This window comes from Pseudomonas sp. SD17-1 (assembly GCF_029201585.1).
Taxonomy (GTDB): Bacteria; Pseudomonadota; Gammaproteobacteria; order Pseudomonadales; family Pseudomonadaceae; genus Aquipseudomonas; species Aquipseudomonas palmensis.
In genome coordinates, this window is the sequence record NZ_CP104044.1 from 4,167,985 (window position 1) to 4,184,648 (window position 16,664).

Below are 16,664 nucleotides of genomic sequence, written 5' to 3' on the forward strand. Positions count from 1 at the left end.
CGGCCCCTACAAGCGAAACAGGCCGCCCAGGCAAAAAAAATCCCCGAACCAGTCGGGGATTTTTCATTTCACTCGAAGATCAATCTTCGCGATAACGACGCAGCTTCAGCTGCTTGCCGGCAACGCGAGTGTCCTTGAGCTTGGTCAGCAGCTTCTCGAGGCCATCTTCCGGCAGCTCGACCAGGCTGAAGCTGTCGCGCACCTGGATGCGACCGATCGCTTCGCGGGCCAGGCCGCCTTCGTTGAGGATCGCACCCAGCAGGTTCTTGGCCGCGATACCGTCACGCGCACCCAGCGCGGTACGGCAACGTGCACGACCTTCACCCAGTGGCATCGGCGCGCGACGCTCACGCTCGCCACGCTCGGAGCGCTCACCGGCAGGACGATCACCACGCGGGGCCGAAGTCGGCACCAGCGGCTGCTCTTTCTCGACGGCTTCCAGGGTCAGCGCCTGGCCATTGGTGGCCTTGCGCAGCAGGGCCGCGGCCAGGGCACGCGGGCTGCAACCGATGTCGGCAGTCAGGCGGTCGAGCAGATCACCGTGGGTAGCTTCTGCATCGGCAACCAGCGGCGCGAGGCTGTTGGTGAGCTTCTTGATGCGCGCGTCCAGTACGGCCTGGGCGTTGGGCAGACGAACTTCGGCAACCTTCTGGCCGGTCACACGCTCGATCACCTGCAGCATGCGGCGCTCACGCGGGGTGACCAGCAGCAGTGCACGACCTTCGCGACCGGCACGGCCGGTACGGCCGATACGGTGAACGTAGGACTCCGGATCGTACGGCATGTCGACGTTGAACACGTGGGTGATGCGCGGTACGTCCAGACCACGGGCAGCGACGTCGGTAGCGACGACGATGTCCAGGCGACCATCCTTGAGCGAGTCGATGACGCGCTCACGCTGGTTCTGGGCGATGTCACCGTTGAGCGCGGCAGCCTTGTAGCCTTTGGCTTCCAGGGCGCTGGCCAGGTCCAGGGTGGCTTGCTTGGTACGTACGAAGGCGATCAGTGCATCGAACTCTTCGACTTCCAGCAGGCGCAGTACCGCCGAGACCTTCTGGTCGGCGTGGACCATCAGGTGTGCCTGCTCGATGGCAGTCACGGTCTGGGTCTTGGTCTGGATCTTGACGTGTTTCGGGTCACGCAGGTGACGCTCGGCGATCGCACGGATCGACTGCGGCAGGGTGGCCGAGAACAGTACGGTCTGGCGGGTTTCCGGCATGGCCTTGAAGATGACTTCCAGGTCGTCCATGAAGCCCAGCTTGAGCATTTCGTCAGCTTCGTCGAGCACCAGGTGATTGACGGTAGCCAGCACCTTCTCGTCGCGACGCAGGTGGTCGCACAGACGGCCAGGGGTAGCGACGACGATCTGCGCGCCGTTACGGATTGCTTTGAGTTGTGGGCCCATCGGGGCACCACCGTATACCGCTACCACGGTAACGCCCGGCATCTGCTTGGCGTAGGTTTCGAATGCGGTAGCTACTTGCAGCGCCAACTCACGGGTTGGCGCCAGGATCAGGGCTTGCGGCTCGCGCTTGCTCGGGTCGATGCGGTGCAGGATTGGCAGAGCGAAGGCAGCGGTTTTACCGGTACCTGTCTGCGCCTGACCGATCATGTCATGACCGGCAAGAATAATCGGGATCGATTGCTGCTGAATGGCCGATGGCTCTTCGTAGCCAGTGGCGATAACGGCGGCAACAATACTTGGATGAAGATCGAGAGCGGCGAAGCCGCCGGTTTCCTGGGTCATGGGTCTGCCTCTAAGTGCATCCGCAAAGACCCATGCTCCAAAGCTGCACATGCCTTGTAAGACCCGAAGGTCACCCTGGCAGCTTTGTCGGCGGGGATTTGCGAAAACGATTGAAGAAAAAAAGGAACGTCAAGGCAGAGTCCGCGGTGCGGACGCGCAGCCGAAGCTGGCTTCGGGGAATTGCACTACCTGAACGAGGTCCGGTAAAAGACCGGCGCGTACTATACCCGATTTCCTGCATCGCGTGAGACTTTTTTACAGGGAAGAGAAGCCCGGAGGCCTCGAATCGACAGCCCTTGCCGATGATCGAGGCCCACGCGTCTGTTGGCGGCGCGGCCGGAGCTGAAACGATTTATTCAAGATGCCGGTCGGATCACCTCGATCAGGCGCTGCAGGGAGTAGCCCAGGCGCGGTTCAAGAGCCCGGGCGCGCGCGGTGAGCGCCTCCCGGTCGAGGGTCTGGTCGAGGTCGGCGGGCACCAGCAGGATGACGTTGCCCTCCTTCACCGGCAGCTCCCAGTAATGGCGGTGATACAGCCCGCGCAACAGCGCAGCGCCCAGCGGCTTGCCGTCATCGGTGGCCCACTGGTTGATGACCAGCCAGCCGCCGGGGTTCAGGCGCTTCTGGCAGTCCTCGAGAAACTTCCAGGCCAGGTGGCCGACGCCGGGCCCGTGGTCGGTGTAGAGGTCGACGAAGATCAGGTCGGCAGGCTCGGCCGTCTCCAGCAGCTCGACCGCATCACCCACGCGGATGTACAGGCGCGGATCATCGTCCAGCCCCAGGTACTCGATGGCCAGGCGCGGCACCTCGGGACGCAGCTCGATGGCCTCCACGTCCTCCAGGGGCAGGAACTTCAGGCAGGCCTGGGTCAGGGTACCGGCACCCAGGCCGAGAAACAGCGCGCTTTCAGGCTCGCAGTGGCACAGCGCGCCCACCAGCATGGCGCGGGTATAGTCGTACTCCAGCCAGCTCGGGTCGGCAGTGAATACGCAGCTCTGCTCGATGGCCTCGCCAAACTCGAGAAAGCGGTAGTCCTCGACTTCCAGCACGCTGATGGTGCCGAACTCGTCGTGCACCTGCGCCAGCAGCCGCTCTACCCGTTCCTCTGTCATGCTCTCTCCCGACACCTGCATGTGCCCAAGCAAAAACGACCATTGTCCGTCAATACAGGCGATGCAACAAGGCAGGGTCCAGGTGTTAGCATGTTCACAGCCCTTTTCCGATAGAAACCGAGCCTGTGATGAGCCAACCCTGGAGTCCCGATAGCTGGCGTGCCCTGCCGATCCAGCAGCAACCGCACTACCCCGATGCAGCGCACCTGCTCAAGGTCGAGCAGACCCTGGCCAGCTACCCGCCGCTGGTGTTCGCCGGCGAGGCGCGCGAGCTGCGCCGCCAGTTCGCCGAAGTGACCGAAGGCCGTGCCTTCCTGCTGCAGGGCGGCGATTGCGCCGAAAGCTTTGCCGAGTTCTCGGCAGCGAAAATCCGCGACACCTTCAAGGTGCTGCTGCAGATGGCCATCGTCATGACCTTTGCCGCCGGCTGCCCGGTGGTCAAGGTGGGGCGCATGGCCGGGCAGTTCGCCAAGCCGCGCTCGTCCAATGACGAAACCATCGGCGAGGTGACCCTGCCGGCCTACCGGGGCGACATCGTCAACGGCATCGGCTTCGACCCTGCCAGCCGCGTGCCCGACCCGGAGCGCCTGCTGCAGGCCTATCACCAGTCCACCGCCAGCCTCAACCTGCTGCGCGCCTTCGCCCAGGGTGGTTTCGCCGACCTGCACCAGGTGCACAAGTGGAACCTGGACTTCATCGCCAACTCGGCGCTGGCCGAAAAGTACAGCCAGCTGGCCGACCGCATCGACGAAACCCTGGCCTTCATGCGCGCCTGCGGCATGGACAGCTCGCCGCAACTGCGCGAAACCAGCTTTTTCACCGCGCACGAGGCGCTGCTGCTCAACTACGAGGAAGCCTTCGTGCGGCGCGACAGCCTGACCGGCGACTACTTCGACTGCTCGGCGCACATGCTCTGGATCGGTGATCGCACCCGTCAGCTGGACGGCGCCCACGTGGAGTTCCTGCGCGGGGTGAACAACCCGATCGGGGTCAAGGTGGGCTCGAGCATGAACACCGAGGAGCTGATCCGCCTGATCGACATCCTCAACCCGGCCAACGACCCGGGCCGGCTCAACCTGATCGTGCGCATGGGGGCCAACAAGGTCGGCGAGCACCTGCCGGGGCTGATCCGCAGCGTCGAGCGCGAGGGGCGCAAGGTGCTGTGGAGCTCCGACCCGATGCACGGCAATACCATCAAGGCCAGCAGCGGCTACAAGACCCGCGATTTCGCGCAGATCCTGGGCGAGGTCAAGCAGTTCTTCCAGGTGCACCAGGCCGAAGGCAGCCATGCCGGTGGCATTCACATCGAGATGACCGGTCAGAACGTCACCGAATGCATCGGCGGCGCCCGGCCGATCACCGAAGACGCGCTGTCCGACCGTTACCACACCCACTGCGACCCGCGCATGAACGCCGACCAGTCGCTGGAGCTGGCGTTCCTGATCGCCGAAACGCTCAAGCAGGTACGGCGCTGACACCTGCACGGCCCTCGACGGCCGTGCCGGCTCGACCCGCGGCGGGCTTCAGACCCTGAAGCCCAGCATCAACGCACACACCACCAGAAACACACAGAACAACGAGCGCAGGACCTTTTCCGGCAGCGCATGGGCCAGCTTCACGCCCCAGCTGATACTCAGCAAGCCGCCCAGTGCCAGCGCGATGCCCATGTTCCAGTCCACATGCTGGTGCAGCCCGTAGGTCAGCAGCGTGACCGAGGTACTGGGCGCCGCCAGTGCCAGCGACAGGCCCTGGGCAACCACCTGGGTGGTGCCGAACACACTGGTCAGCACCGGTGTGGCGACCACCGCGCCCCCTACACCGAACAGCCCGCCGACCACACCGGCACCCCCGCCCAGCACACCCAGCCAGGGCCAGGGCTGGCGCAACTCGGTCGAAGGCGGCGCGTTGCGAGTGAACATGCGCACCAGGTTCCACACCGTCAGCGCCACCAGAAACACCACGAAGCCGACGCGCATGGCCTGTGCATCCAACCCCACTGCCCAGATCGAGCCGAGCCAGGCGAACACGAAGCCGGCCAGCGACAAGGGCAATGCATGACGCAGCTCGATGCGATTGCGCTGGTGATAGCGCCACAGCGCCAGCAACACGTTCGGCACCACCATCACCAGCGCGGTGCCCTGGGCCAGTTGCTGGTCAAGGCCGAACAGCACGCCCAGCACGGGGATCGCGATCAGGCCGCCGCCGATCCCGAACAGCCCGCCCAGGGTACCCAGCCCTGCTCCCAATACGATGTACATCAACCACTCGACCATGTTCGCCTCTCTGCTCTGCAATAGCGCCATGCTACCGATGGCGGGCTAGCGGGGAAACGCACAGCAACGCACAATGGCTGTGCCCAATTCGCACAAGCAATTACCATGACCCCGGACGCCCTCACCCAACACCTGAGCCTGTTTCTCGATGTGCTCGAAAGCGGCAGCTTTTCTGCCGCAGCGCGACGCCACCCGCTGACCCCTTCGGCGGTGGCCCGACGCATCGATACCCTGGAGGCCGCCGTGGGCAGCCGCCTGTTCGTGCGCAGCACCCATGCGGTACGCCCCACGCCCGCCGGCAATGCATTCGCCGAACGCGCCCGGCGTATCGTCGAAGAGCTGCGTCTGGCCCGCGCCGAGGCCGTGTCGCTGAGCAATGCACCGGAGGGCCTGATCCGCATCGATGCGCCTTCGGCGTTCGGCCGCCGCCACCTGGCACCGGCCATCGCCGATTTTCTGGTGGCGTACCCGGGCCTGGATGTACAACTGCGCCTGATCGACAGCTTCGTCGACCTGCAGGGCGCGCACCTGGGCGAAGTCGACCTGGTGCTGCGTGCAGGCCCTCTGGCCGATACCCGGCTGGTGGCAACACCGCTGGCGTACATGGTGCGCATTGCCTGCGCCAGCCCCGCCTACCTGCAGGCCCGCGGCGTGCCTGCCAGCCCCTGCGACCTGCCAGAGCACGACGGGCTGGACTGGGATGGCCTGGCCCCACCCTTCGCCTGGCGCTTCGCGGTGGACGGGCAGATGCGTCTGCTGCGCCCCTCGCGCATGCGCATGAGCGCCAACAACGCCGAGACCCTGCTGTTCGGCGCCCTGGCGGGCCTGGGCATCGCGCACCTGCCCACCTGGCTGATCAGCGAGTACCTGCTGCGCGGCGACCTGCTGCCGCTGTTCTGCGAGAACGGGCTGCCCCCGGCCGAAACCAGCGGTGTCTATGCATTGCGCCTTGAACATGAAACGAACTCTCGCAGCCGTTTGCTGCTCGAATTCCTCAAGAGCCGCTTCAGCCCCATCCCCCCCTGGGACCTGGCACTGCAGAGCGAGCTGCGCTGGCAATAGCGCGCATAGCATGCGCGCCACCATTTCAAGGACCAGATAGAAAGGAGCCGCATGAACGCCACCTCCAAAGCGCCCGTTTACGATGAGCTGCTGCTCGACAATCAGGTGTGCTTCGCCCTGCACTCCACGTCACTGCTCATGACCAAGGTGTACAAGCCACTGCTGCAGGCACTGGGCCTGACCTACCCGCAGTACCTGGCCATGCTGGTGCTATGGGAGCAGGACGGGCTGACCGTCGGCGAAATCAGCCATCGCCTGCTGACCGACCCCGGCTCGCTCACACCCCTGCTCAAGCGCCTGGAAGCCGAAGGCCTGCTCAAGCGCACCCGCAGCCGCGAGGACGAGCGCGTGGTGATCGTGCAACTGACTGCCCAGGGGCGTGCCCTGCAAGCGCAGGCACGCTCGATCCCGCCGTGCATCCTGGGCGCCAGCGGCCACTCGCTGGAGCGCCTGCAACGCTTGCAGGCCGAGCTGCTGGCGCTGCGCGACAACCTGCAGAACAGCCTCTGACGGCGCCGCAGCCGCGCACGCAGGGCATAAAAAAACCCGGCCTTGGCCGGGTTTTCGTGTTCGCGCAGATCGCCAGGTTTAAACCTTGGCGCGGCCCTTGTAGGAGCCACCTTCGCGGGTGTCGATCTCGATCCAGTCACCGATCTCGATGAAGTCGGCAACCGACAGCTCGGTACCGTTCTTCAGTTTGGCAGGCTTCATGACCTTGCCGGAGGTATCGCCACGGGCGGAACCTTCGGTGTAGTCGACCTGACGCACGATAGTGGTCGGCAGCTCTACGGAAACCAGGCGGTCTTCGAAGAATACGGCTTCGCACACATCGGTCATGCCTTCTTCAACGAAAGGCAGAACGCTTTCGATGTCTTCGGCGTTCAGCTCGTACATGGTGTAGTCGGTGGTGTCCATGAACGTGTAGGTGTCGCCGCTGATGAAGGACAGGGTCGCTTCTTTGCGGTCGAGGATCACGTCGTCCAGCTTGTCGTCGGCGCTGTAGACGGTTTCGGTCTTGTAGCCGGTCAGCAGGTTTTTCAGCTTGGTCTTCATGATCGCGCTGTTACGGCCCGATTTGGTGAATTCAGCTTTCTGAACCAGCCAAGGGTCGTTGTCGATACGGATCACGGTACCGGGTTTCAGCTCTTTACCAGTTTTCATTGCGAGATATCCGAATTTGGATGGATTTACAAAAATCGAGGCCGCATATCATAGCGAATTTCGACAAAACTGTACCAGCGCCGTGGCAAGGTCCGGCTGAGCGGCCTGCGCGGCGCACCAGCGCTCGGCGTGGGCGCTCAGTTCCGGCCAGTGCGCCAGCAGCTCGCGCCACGCCTGGCCCATGTCGCGATCCATGTTCCAGGCCCGCCACAGCGCCACCAGCGCGGCGGCTGCCGGGGCCGACAGGCCCTGGGTGTAATGGTCCAGAAAGGCCTCGAGCTTTTCCCAGTGGGCGTACTCTTCCTGCACATAGATATGCCACAGCAGTGGCCGCCCGGCCCACTGAGCACGCACGAACGAGTCCTCGCCGCGCACCGCATTGAACTCGCAGCACCACAGCAGCCGATCATAGTCATCCTGGCTGACGAAGGGCAGGATCTGCACCGTCAGCGCCCCACGCTGCGTCACACTGCCCACCCCCAGCCCGCTCTCGCCCAGCCAGGCCTGCACATCCCCCAGGATGCGCCCCTCGGGCACCAGCAGGTGACTGGGGCGGGTGTCGGCGGCCAGCACATCGAGCCAACTGGCCAGGCCCGGGTTCTCATAGGCGAACAACGAGATCAGCCGTGCACCCTCATGCACCCTCACGCCCAGGCCGCGCAGGAATGCCTGACGGGCCTGCGGGTCGTCTTCGAACGCCTTGCGCCGCGTCAGCAACGTGGCTTCGCGCAGCAACCCGCCGGTACCGGGCGTGAACCCCGGAAAGAAGAACACCTTGCGCAGACCATTGGCCTGGGGCGACGGCAGGCCGTGGCAGCCTTCCACCCAGCCCTCGGCGCTCAGGTACTCCAGGTTCAGCCACACTGCCGGCACGGTGCGGTCCTGCATGGCCTGGACATAGGCCGCTGGCAAGTGGCAGCCGAAGGCGCCGATCACCACGTCCGGCACTGCCGTCGGCTGCCAGTCGGCCGGCCACAGGCACACCTCGACGCCTTGCTGCCATTGCTGCCGGGCCTGGGCGTCCGCCTCGGGGCACAGGCGCACGAAGGCCGCCAGTTCATCCACCCACAGGCGCACCGCCACGTCGTGTTCGGCCACCAGTTGCCGGGCCAGGCGCCAGGTGACGCCGATGTCGCCATAGTTGTCGACGACGCAACAGAAGATATCCCAGGTCGGTTTCATGGCAGGCACCTCACGTTGAGCCGGAAACAAAAAGCGCCGATTGTCCGGGTTAATCATTGCAGACAACAGTAGCGAGGCTGAATAAAACCCGCGCTGCATGCGACAATCGCCGCCATTGTCCTGGCCAGGAGGCTGCCATGTCGTACCGTGCGCGTCGCCGTGAACTGAAAATTTCGCAAAACCCGCTGCAACTGATCCTGTGCGTGGCCATCGGCCTGTGGCTGGGCTTCGTTGCCATCATGCTGACCCTGTGGCTGGGCTGGCAGTACCTGCCCGACCTGCGCCAGCCCCTGCACGAGGTGATCGCCCCGCCCGCGCCGGCCGTGGCGCCGCAGCAGTCGCCGGAGCAGAACCGCATGTTCGAGCAGTACAAGCAGATCCTGCACGATCAGGCGGTGCAGCAGGCCGAGGAGCAGGCCCAGGGCAGCCCGCGCAACCTGTCCAACCCCAGATGCCAGTTCTGGCTGCAACAGAACCGTACCGCCCCCACCGAGAAAAGCCGCGCCAATGTCCTTGAGTTCTGCAACTGAGATGAACAAGACCGACCTGCTGGCGCGCATCATCGAGCGCCTGGGCGTCGACCTCGACGTGGCGCAACGTGCTGCGCAGACCGCGTATGAGGCGGCCACTGCCGAGGAGAACATCGCCGAGAACAAGTACGACACCCTCGGCCTGGAAGCCTCGTACCTGGCCACCGGGCAGGCCCGGCGCATGGAGGAGATTCGCCAGGCACGGCTGGCGTACCAGCAACTGACCCTGCGCGACTACGACCCCGAGGCCGGCGTGCAACTGAGCAACCTGGTGCTGCTGGCCGACGAACAGGATCGCCAGCAGCGCGTGTTCCTGGGGCCGGAAGCGGCAGGGCTGAAAATCGGCGAAGGGCAGGCGCTGATCACGGTGATCACCCCGCGCTCACCTTTGGGGCAAAGCCTGATGGGCAAGCTCGAGGGCGACGAGGTGGTGCTGGTACTGGGCAATGGGCGCCAGGTCTACGAACTGGTGGAAGTGCTCTGAAGCACTTCGCTGGCTTGCCAGCGAAGTGGCCTCCACGGCTAACAGCTTGCCCTTGCCGCCAGGTTCTGCTCCAGCAACTGGACGAAGGCCCGCGCCGCCGGCGTCGGGGTGGTCGACCAGATCGCGTACAGGTGGCGCACCGGGGCATCGCACACCGGTACTGCGGCAACGCCCTTGAAGCCTGCGGCGATCCTTGCCGGTACCAGCCCCAGGGCCAGGCCACGCTGCACGAACTTCTCGATCAGGCCGATACTGCCCACCTCGAACTGCACCCGATGACGCACCCCTGCGGCGGCAAATGCCTCGTCGGTCTGTCGACGCGCGCCGCTGCCAGCCTGGAAGTCCACCAGGGGCTGGTCTTCCAGTTGCTCCAGCGCCAGACGCCCGATGCCTGCCAGCGGGTGCTGCAGCGGCAGCACCGCCACCAGCTCCTCGGCCGCCAGCAGGCGCGACGCCACCCCCGCCAGCGGCTCCCCCGGCCAGACGCCGATGAACGCCACATCCAGGCGCCGTTCGCGCACATCGGCAATCAGCAGCTCGCTCTTGCCGATCAGCCAGCGAATGTCCACCTGCGGGTACTGCCCGTGAAAACCGGCCAGCAGGTCCACCAGGTCCAGCTCGGTCAGCGAGCTGATCTCGCCGATGGACAAGCGCCCGCGCACTTCGCCACAGGCTGCGGCCACGTCCTCGGCGATGCGCCGGGTGGCCTCCAGCGCCGTGCGTGCGCTGAGCACGAAGGCTTCGCCGGCAGGTGTAAGGCGCACCCGGCGCGAGCTGCGCTCGAACAGCAAGGTGCCCAGTTGCGACTCCAGGCGCGCCACCTGATGACTCAAAGCCGACTGCACCACATGACAACGTTCGGCCGCACGGGTGAAACTACCGGTATCGGCCACCGCCAGCGCGTATTCGATCTGCTTGAGGTTCATCTTTCCATCTGTACAAGAGATTGATGGGATCTAAACGATTCATTGGCGTCATGCTAGCGCATTTTTGATAATGCACTCCCCTTCCCCCCTGACAACGAGACGGTCCATGGCCCCCGCCACAACTCACCTGAGCCGCGCCCTGATTCTGCTGATGGCCACCGCCACCGGCCTGGCCGTGGCCAGCAACTACTATGCGCAGCCCTTGCTGCACAGCATCGCTCAGCATTTCGGCCTGACCACCGCCACCGCCGGCAGCATCGTGATTGCCGCCCAGCTGAGCTACGGCGCCGGCCTGCTGCTGCTGGCGCCGCTGGGTGACCTGTTCGAACAACGCCGCCTGATCGTCAGCATGATCGCCATCGCCACGGTCGGCCTGCTGATCAGCGCCTTCGCCCCCAGCCTGATGTGGCTGCTGATCGGCACCACCCTGACCGGACTGTTCTCGGTGGTGGCGCAGGTACTGGTGCCGATGGCCGCCGGCCTGAGCGACCCGTCCGAGCGCGGGCGAGTGGTCGGCACGCTGATGAGCGGCCTGCTGCTGGGCATTCTGCTGGCGCGCACCGCTGCCGGGTTCATGGCGACCCTGGGTGACTGGCGCAGCATCTACCTGCTGGCCGCTGCGCTCATGGCCCTGAGCGCCATCGCCCTGGCCAGGGCCCTGCCCGAGCGCCACCAGCACGCCGGGCTCAAGTACCCCGCACTGATCGGTTCGGTGTTCCGCCTGTTCGTGGATGAGCCGGTGCTGCGCCTGCGCTCGTTGCTGGGGCTGCTGTCGTTCTGCCTGTTCGCGCTGTTCTGGACACCCCTGGCGTTTCTGCTGGCAGCCGAGCCTTACCACTACTCCGATGCGGTGATCGGGCTGTTCGGCCTGGCCGGTGCTGCCGGCGCCCTGGCCGCCAACTGGGCCGGGCGCCTGGCCGACCGCGGCAAGGGCTCGCTGGGCACCACCGTGGGGCTGCTGGCCCTGGTGCTGGCCTGGGTACCGCTGGCCTTCGCCCAGGTGTCGCTCGCCGCCCTGCTGATTGGCGTGCTGGTGCTCGACCTGGCGGTACAGCTGGTGCACGTGAGCAACCAGAACGCGGTGATCGCCCTGCGCCCCGAGGCGCGCAACCGACTCAATGCCGGGTACATCACCTGCTACTTCATCGGTGGCGCACTGGGCTCGCTGCTGGGTACGCAGTTGTTCCAGGCCCACGGCTGGAACGGCATCGTGGTGGCGGGGCTGGTGATCGGCGGCGTGGCGCTGGTGGTGTGGCTGTGGGTGGAGCGCCGCTCGGCTCAGGTGAAGGCCGCGTAACGGCGTTCGCCAGCAAGGCTGGCTCCTACCCGCAGGCCCCCTTCAGGTAACATGGCGCCCCGCCTGCCGGCGCGCCTGTTGCTGGCCCTCAAGGAACCTGCGCATGACCCTGCACCACCCTCGCCTGCCCCTGGGGCTGCTGAGCCTCGGCCTGGCCCTGAGCTCGTCCACCACCCTGGCCGACAGCGGCATCACCCTCGCGCCCCTGAACGTGTCCGATGTGCTCGAGGACGGCTACCAGCCGCGCCAGGCCTCGGTGGCCGGCTTTGGCGCGGCGCCGCTGCTCGACACCCCCGCCTCGGTGTCGGTGTTCACCGAACAGTTGCTGCAGGACCGCCAGGTGCACCTGCTCAGCGAGGTGCTGCAAAGCGATGCCTCGGTCGGCGAGAGCTATGCGCCCATCGGCTACTACGAGAACTTCAACGTGCGCGGCTTCGAACTGGACGCCGCCCACAGCTACACCATCAACGGCCAGACCATCGCCGGCGAGCAGAACGTGGCGCTGGAGAACAAGCAGCAGGTCGAGTTGCTCAAGGGGCTGTCGGGCCTGCAAAGCGGAGCAGCCGAACCCGGCGGGCTGATCAACTATGTGACCAAGCGCCCGCAGGACATCCGTTCGCTCACGGTATCGAGCACGGCCCTGGGCGAGCGCTACATCGCCACCGACCTGGGCGGCTGGTTTGGCAGCGAACGCCAGTTCGGCCTGCGCGCAAACCTGGCCCATGAAGATATCCGCTCCTACGTCGACCATGCCGACGGCCAGCGCGACTTCGCTTCGCTGGCCTTCGACTGGCAAGTGAACCCGGATGCGCTGCTGCAACTGGATGTCGAGTACCAGCAGCGCGAGCAGCGCTCGGTGCCCGGCTACCAGTTGCTCGGCGGCAACCGCCTGCCCCACGGCATCGACCCCGACGATCGCCTGGCCTATCAGCACTGGGCCAAGCCGGTGCAGATCGACTCGCTGAACCTCGGCGGTCGCTTCGAATACCGCTTCAGCGACACCTGGACCGGCAGCGTGAGCGCTTCGCGCAGCCGCGTGGTGATCGACGACTACAGCGCGTTCGCCTGGGGTTGCTACGGCGCCGCCAGCTGCGCAGGCTCGAAGGTGCCGAACTACTTCAGCCCCGAGGGCGACTACGACATCTACGACTACCGCAGCCCGGACGATACCCGGCGCACCGACGAGGCACAGGTCACCCTCAACGGCCAGTTTGCCCTGGCGGGCCTGGAGCACGAGCTGACGGTCGGCAGCAGCGCGCAACGGCGCACTGTCGACCAGCGACCGACGTTCAACGAGTGGATCGGCAGCGGCAACATCTACCAGCCTACGCCGGCACTGGAGCCCTTCGACGGCAGCCCGGGCCACCGCGAACGCCGCCTCGACAGCCGCCAGTACGGCCTGTTCGCCAGCGACCGGATCAGCTTCGACGAACACTGGCAGACGGTACTCGGTGCGCGCGTTGTACGCCTGGACGAGCAGGCCTTTGGTGAAGATGGGAACCTGCGCCGGCATACCCGGCAATATGAACTGCTGCCCAACGCCGCGCTGATCTACAAGCCGCGCGCGGACATTTCGCTGTACGCCAGCTACAGCAAGGGGTTGTCGTCGGGCAATGCCGCGCCGTGGTTCGCGCTCAACAGCCAGGACATCCTGGCCCCCACCACGTCACGCCAGCTCGAACTGGGTATCAAGCGTGAATGGCAGCGCATGAGCCTGAGCGCGGCGCTGTTCCAGCTGCGCCAGGGGTATCAGTATGCCCAGCCGGACGGCAGCGGTGACTTCACCTACGTGCAGCAGGGGCAGCAGAAGAACACCGGCCTGGAGCTGGCGGCCAGCGGCTGGGTAACGTCGAACCTGCAGATCAACGCCAGTGCCGCGGCCATTCGTGCACGGGTCGGCGGCAGCGGCACGCGGGCGTACGACGACCATCAGGCGCTGAACGTGCCGAATCTGCGCGCGGCGCTGCAGGCCGACTACAGCCTCCCGGGAGTACCGGGGTTGGCGCTGCTGGGTGGGGCGCGCTACAGCGCGAGCAAGTATGCCAACCAGGCAGGTACGGTGGCGGTGGGTGGCTATGCGGTGTTCGACATTGGCAGCCGCTATCGCACGCGCATCGGCGGGTATGACACGGTGCTGCGCCTGACAGTGGATAACGTGTTCGATCGGCGCTACTGGAGGGACGCGGGGGAGTATCTGGGCGACGGCTACCTGTTTCAGGGCGCGCCGCGAACTGCGCGGGTGTCGGCTGCTGTGAGCTTCTGAGAATGCGTTCGCCGGCAAGGCCGGCTCCTGCACAGGCGTTCGCGTTGCCTGCAGAAGCCAGCCTGGCTGGCGAACAGCGCGCAGCCGATCAGAACGGCTCGCTACCCTCGCGGAACTGCACTTCCAGTATCCCGGCGATTTCGCTCAGGTCGGCCGCCGCGGCCGGGGTGGTGATGAAGCCGCTGTAGCAGTCCTCCAGCGTCGACCAGTTCCACAGCACCAGGCCCTGCTTCTGAAGCTCGGCATGGACCAGCACCATCAGTTGCGACACGCTGTGGTTTTCCAGGAAGTCTTCATCTTCCGGGTCATCCACGCCAAAGGTCACCTGGGCGTCACGTGCTTCTGCCAGTTGCTGGACGCTTTGCACGAACGACTCGGTGTCCTTCCAGTCGACGTAGAACACCGACTCCCAGTCGGCGATGTCCTTGACCATCCACATCAGTTGCTTGGGATCATCCTCGAACTCTTCGATGTCATCCTCGTCCAGCTCCAGCTCGCGAAACGCCTGAAGATGCTCGGCGGCCATTTCGGGCGTGGGGCTGACAAGAGCAATCAATTGCTCGGCGGCAAGAATCTGCTGTTCGGAAAAGCACTCTGCAAGCATCTGAAACTTCCTTTTCAATGGCCCAACAAAAAGCCCCCGGACTCTTTCAAGTTCGGGGGCTCTTCGCGTATCTGAATATGGCGGTGAAGAAGGGATTCGAACCCTTGATACAGTTTCCTGTATACACACTTTCCAGGCGTGCTCCTTCAGCCACTCGGACACTTCACCGGTTCTCGCCAAGCTGTTCAGCCTGTCGAGGCGCGCTAATGTAGTCGAAAGCACTTTGAATGGCAAAGGTTTTTTTCAGAATATTCATGCGCTTAAGCCAGCAGTGGCAAAGCTGCCAATCTCTGGCGTGGTTCGGCTGTGGTCCATGCACGAAGCCCGTGGTGCCGGGGCCGGCGTGCTGCGCCTGACTCATCGGTCAGCCTTGGTGCTTTACCTGACCGCGGCAGCTGGGTAACGTCAGCCCCACTCCACCTAAAGGAACTCTGTCATGAGTGAGCTGGTTACCTACCAACTGGAAGACGGCATCGCGACGCTGACCCTGAACAACGGCAAGGTCAACGCCATTTCACCGGACGTGATCGCAGCCTTCAACGATGCACTGGACCGTGCCGTGCAGGATCGCGCCGTCGTCATCCTCACCGGCCAGCCGGGCATCCTCTCCGGTGGCTACGACCTCAAGGTGATGACCTCTGGGCCACAGGCCTCCATCGCGCTGGTGACCGCCGGCTCGACGCTCTCCCGGCGCCTGCTGTCGCATCCGTTCCCGGTGATCGTCGCCTGCCCTGGCCACGCCGTGGCCAAGGGTGCATTCCTGCTTCTGTCGGCCGACTACCGCATCGGCGTCGAAGGCCCGTTCCGCATCGGCCTGAATGAAGTGCAGATCGGCATGACCATGCACCACGCCGGCATCGAGCTGGCGCGTGATCGCCTGCGTCGCTCGGCCTTCCACCGCTCGGTCATCAATGCCGAGATGTTCGACCCGGCCAGTGCCGTGGATGCCGGCTTCCTCGACAAGGTGGTGCCGGTGGAGCAGTTGCACGCAACCGCCCTGGCAGCGGCGCAGCAACTCAAGACCATCAACATGAACGCGCACAAGAAGACCAAGCTTAAGGTGCGCAAGGCGCTGCTGGACCTGCTGGACGACGCGATCATTCGCGACCAGGAACACCCGGTCTGATAGCGGGTCGCGTCATTCGCCGGCAAGGCCAGCTCCTGCAGGGGACGCAACCGTTGCAGGAGCCGGCCTTGCCGGCGAAGCTTTAAGTTTGCCCCGGGCTGTGCACAACCGTACACTGCGCCGCGTTTTGTCCGGGGTTAACCACAATGCTGTTTCTGATCCGCATGCCCCTCCTGGGCCTGCATTTTGTTCTGGTAGGCATACTGGGTGTGCTCATCGGCCTGTGTCGGCCTTTCAACCCCGACAACAGCCGCGTGTTCGCGCGCCTGTATGGCTGGCCCGCCACCTGGCTGATGCGCCTGCAGGTACAGGCCGAAGTCGGCCCGCTGTTCGACCAGCCCCCGGGCTGCGTGATCGTAGCCAACCACCAATCCAACCATGACCTGTTCGTGCTCGGTCACGTGGTGCCGCCGCGCACGGTGTGCATCGGCAAGAAGAGCCTCAAATGGATCCCCCTGTTCGGCCAACTGTTCTGGCTGGGCGGCAATGTGCTGGTCGATCGCAGCAACGCCTACCAGGCCCGACGCGCCATGCAGACCACCACCCGCACCCTGCAGGAACAGGACACCTCGATCTGGGTATTCCCAGAGGGCACGCGCAACGCCGGCGATCGGTTGCTGGCCTTCAAGAAGGGCGCGTTCCACATGGCCATCGAAGCCGGCGTGCCCATCGTGCCGGTGTGCGTGAGCCGCTACGCCAGGCGCCTGAACCTCAACGGCTGGCGCAAGCAGAAGGTGATCATCCGCTCGCTGGCGCCGATCTCCACCACCGGCATGACCCACCAGGATGTTCCCGCCCTGGCCGAGCAGTGCCGCGAACAGATGCAACGCTGCATCGACCTGATGGAAAAAGAACTGCAGGCCAGCCGCGCAGTTGCCGATTTGTCGTAGTCATACC

Annotated in this window: 16 protein-coding genes, 1 tRNA gene and 1 pseudogene; 9 read left to right on the top strand and 9 right to left on the bottom strand. The window is 65.0% G+C overall.

Annotated features, from left to right (window positions below; translation table 11 throughout):
* Positions 1-79 precede the first annotated feature (79 nt).
* Positions 80-1,781, bottom strand: a pseudogene (locus N0B28_RS18890) (DEAD/DEAH box helicase).
* A 322-nt stretch (positions 1,782-2,103) separates the two neighbouring features.
* On the bottom strand, positions 2,104-2,859 hold the full coding sequence (locus N0B28_RS18895) for a spermidine synthase (RefSeq protein WP_043862738.1): 756 nt from the start codon (positions 2,857-2,859) through the stop codon (positions 2,104-2,106).
* A gap of 128 nt (positions 2,860-2,987) precedes the next feature.
* On the opposite strand from N0B28_RS18895, the gene N0B28_RS18900 reads away from it, so the two are divergent.
* Positions 2,988-4,334, top strand: coding sequence for a 3-deoxy-7-phosphoheptulonate synthase class II (locus N0B28_RS18900; protein WP_229590040.1), 1,347 nt, complete (start codon positions 2,988-2,990; stop codon positions 4,332-4,334).
* 48 nt (positions 4,335-4,382) lie between these two features.
* Here the strand turns inward: N0B28_RS18900 and N0B28_RS18905 are convergent, their stop codons facing one another.
* A complete protein-coding gene (locus N0B28_RS18905) occupies positions 4,383-5,132 on the bottom strand; it encodes a sulfite exporter TauE/SafE family protein (RefSeq protein WP_043862736.1) in 750 nt (249 codons plus the stop codon).
* Positions 5,133-5,237: 105 nt separating this feature from the next.
* Between N0B28_RS18905 and N0B28_RS18910 the strand changes: the two genes are divergently transcribed.
* Both N0B28_RS18910 and N0B28_RS18915 read left to right on the top strand, forming a co-directional pair.
* On the top strand, positions 5,238-6,194 hold the full coding sequence (locus N0B28_RS18910; RefSeq protein ID WP_054915829.1) for a LysR family transcriptional regulator: 957 nt from the start codon (positions 5,238-5,240) through the stop codon (positions 6,192-6,194).
* A gap of 51 nt (positions 6,195-6,245) precedes the next feature.
* Positions 6,246-6,704: a MarR family transcriptional regulator gene (locus N0B28_RS18915; RefSeq protein ID WP_043862734.1), complete on the top strand. Its 459-nt coding sequence runs from the start codon at positions 6,246-6,248 to the stop codon at positions 6,702-6,704.
* Between the two features lie 78 nt (positions 6,705-6,782).
* Here N0B28_RS18915 and N0B28_RS18920 read toward each other — a convergent pair whose 3' ends face one another.
* Both N0B28_RS18920 and earP read right to left on the bottom strand, forming a co-directional pair.
* Entirely contained in the window at positions 6,783-7,355 is a 573-nt protein-coding gene (locus N0B28_RS18920; RefSeq protein ID WP_043862733.1) for an elongation factor P, read from the bottom strand.
* 48 nt (positions 7,356-7,403) lie between these two features.
* Positions 7,404-8,537, bottom strand: a complete 1,134-nt coding sequence (earP, locus tag N0B28_RS18925) for an elongation factor P maturation arginine rhamnosyltransferase EarP (RefSeq protein ID WP_043862732.1) — start codon at positions 8,535-8,537, stop codon at positions 7,404-7,406.
* Positions 8,538-8,674: 137 nt separating this feature from the next.
* Here earP and N0B28_RS18930 point away from each other — a divergent pair, with 137 nt between their 5' ends.
* Together N0B28_RS18930 and N0B28_RS18935 are read left to right on the top strand one after the other, a co-directional pair.
* Positions 8,675-9,067, top strand: coding sequence for a hypothetical protein (locus tag N0B28_RS18930; protein ID WP_043862731.1), 393 nt, complete (start codon positions 8,675-8,677; stop codon positions 9,065-9,067).
* 1 nt (position 9,068) lies between these two features.
* Positions 9,069-9,551 carry a GreA/GreB family elongation factor gene (locus tag N0B28_RS18935; protein WP_043862730.1) on the top strand — a complete coding sequence of 161 codons (483 nt, stop codon included), beginning with the start codon at positions 9,069-9,071 and terminating at the stop codon, positions 9,549-9,551.
* A gap of 38 nt (positions 9,552-9,589) precedes the next feature.
* Here the strand turns inward: N0B28_RS18935 and N0B28_RS18940 are convergent, their stop codons facing one another.
* Complete coding sequence (locus tag N0B28_RS18940; RefSeq protein ID WP_078479744.1) at positions 9,590-10,477, bottom strand: LysR family transcriptional regulator; 888 nt, start codon at positions 10,475-10,477, stop codon at positions 9,590-9,592.
* 106 nt (positions 10,478-10,583) lie between these two features.
* Between N0B28_RS18940 and N0B28_RS18945 the strand changes: the two genes are divergently transcribed.
* Positions 10,584-11,774: an MFS transporter gene (locus N0B28_RS18945; RefSeq protein ID WP_043862728.1), complete on the top strand. Its 1,191-nt coding sequence runs from the start codon at positions 10,584-10,586 to the stop codon at positions 11,772-11,774.
* A gap of 103 nt (positions 11,775-11,877) precedes the next feature.
* Positions 11,878-14,037 (top strand): TonB-dependent siderophore receptor, encoded by a 2,160-nt coding sequence (locus tag N0B28_RS18950; protein WP_275728065.1) that lies wholly within the window; start codon positions 11,878-11,880, stop codon positions 14,035-14,037.
* Positions 14,038-14,125: 88 nt separating this feature from the next.
* Here the strand turns inward: N0B28_RS18950 and N0B28_RS18955 are convergent, their stop codons facing one another.
* The 3 genes from N0B28_RS18955 to N0B28_RS18965 all read right to left on the bottom strand — a co-directional run bounded on the left by N0B28_RS18955 (position 14,126) and on the right by N0B28_RS18965 (position 15,002).
* Positions 14,126-14,641 (bottom strand): hypothetical protein, encoded by a 516-nt coding sequence (locus N0B28_RS18955; protein WP_078479746.1) that lies wholly within the window; start codon positions 14,639-14,641, stop codon positions 14,126-14,128.
* 78 nt (positions 14,642-14,719) lie between these two features.
* Positions 14,720-14,809 (bottom strand) — tRNA-Ser (locus N0B28_RS18960).
* Positions 14,805-15,002, bottom strand: a complete 198-nt coding sequence (locus N0B28_RS18965; RefSeq protein ID WP_143516616.1) for a hypothetical protein — start codon at positions 15,000-15,002, stop codon at positions 14,805-14,807. Before N0B28_RS18965 ends, N0B28_RS18960 begins: the two co-directional genes overlap by 5 nt.
* Positions 15,003-15,077: 75 nt before the next feature.
* Here N0B28_RS18965 and N0B28_RS18970 point away from each other — a divergent pair, with 75 nt between their 5' ends.
* Together N0B28_RS18970 and N0B28_RS18975 are read left to right on the top strand one after the other, a co-directional pair.
* Positions 15,078-15,767 carry a crotonase/enoyl-CoA hydratase family protein gene (locus N0B28_RS18970; protein WP_043862725.1) on the top strand — a complete coding sequence of 230 codons (690 nt, stop codon included), beginning with the start codon at positions 15,078-15,080 and terminating at the stop codon, positions 15,765-15,767.
* Positions 15,768-15,913: 146 nt separating this feature from the next.
* The gene (locus tag N0B28_RS18975) at positions 15,914-16,657 is read left to right on the top strand and encodes a 1-acylglycerol-3-phosphate O-acyltransferase (protein WP_043862724.1); all 744 of its coding nucleotides are present in this window, start codon (positions 15,914-15,916) and stop codon (positions 16,655-16,657) included.
* Positions 16,658-16,664 lie beyond the last annotated feature (7 nt).

Excerpts from the sequence above, each read along its gene's own strand:
- N0B28_RS18895 (WP_043862738.1), bottom strand. The coding sequence starts at position 2,859 with ATGACAGAGGAACGGGTAGAGCGGCTGCTGGCGCAGGTGCACGACGAG.
- N0B28_RS18900 (WP_229590040.1), top strand. The coding sequence starts at position 2,988 with ATGAGCCAACCCTGGAGTCCCGATAGCTGGCGTGCCCTGCCGATCCAG.
- N0B28_RS18905 (WP_043862736.1), bottom strand. The coding sequence starts at position 5,132 with ATGGTCGAGTGGTTGATGTACATCGTATTGGGAGCAGGGCTGGGTACC.
- N0B28_RS18910 (WP_054915829.1), top strand. The coding sequence starts at position 5,238 with ATGACCCCGGACGCCCTCACCCAACACCTGAGCCTGTTTCTCGATGTG.
- N0B28_RS18915 (WP_043862734.1), top strand. The coding sequence starts at position 6,246 with ATGAACGCCACCTCCAAAGCGCCCGTTTACGATGAGCTGCTGCTCGAC.
- N0B28_RS18920 (WP_043862733.1), bottom strand. The coding sequence starts at position 7,355 with ATGAAAACTGGTAAAGAGCTGAAACCCGGTACCGTGATCCGTATCGAC.
- earP (WP_043862732.1), bottom strand. The coding sequence starts at position 8,537 with ATGAAACCGACCTGGGATATCTTCTGTTGCGTCGTCGACAACTATGGC.
- N0B28_RS18930 (WP_043862731.1), top strand. The coding sequence starts at position 8,675 with ATGTCGTACCGTGCGCGTCGCCGTGAACTGAAAATTTCGCAAAACCCG.
- N0B28_RS18935 (WP_043862730.1), top strand. The coding sequence starts at position 9,069 with ATGAACAAGACCGACCTGCTGGCGCGCATCATCGAGCGCCTGGGCGTC.
- N0B28_RS18940 (WP_078479744.1), bottom strand. The coding sequence starts at position 10,477 with ATGAACCTCAAGCAGATCGAATACGCGCTGGCGGTGGCCGATACCGGT.
- N0B28_RS18945 (WP_043862728.1), top strand. The coding sequence starts at position 10,584 with ATGGCCCCCGCCACAACTCACCTGAGCCGCGCCCTGATTCTGCTGATG.
- N0B28_RS18950 (WP_275728065.1), top strand. The coding sequence starts at position 11,878 with ATGACCCTGCACCACCCTCGCCTGCCCCTGGGGCTGCTGAGCCTCGGC.
- N0B28_RS18955 (WP_078479746.1), bottom strand. The coding sequence starts at position 14,641 with ATGCTTGCAGAGTGCTTTTCCGAACAGCAGATTCTTGCCGCCGAGCAA.
- N0B28_RS18965 (WP_143516616.1), bottom strand. The coding sequence starts at position 15,002 with ATGAGTCAGGCGCAGCACGCCGGCCCCGGCACCACGGGCTTCGTGCAT.
- N0B28_RS18970 (WP_043862725.1), top strand. The coding sequence starts at position 15,078 with ATGAGTGAGCTGGTTACCTACCAACTGGAAGACGGCATCGCGACGCTG.
- N0B28_RS18975 (WP_043862724.1), top strand. The coding sequence starts at position 15,914 with ATGCTGTTTCTGATCCGCATGCCCCTCCTGGGCCTGCATTTTGTTCTG.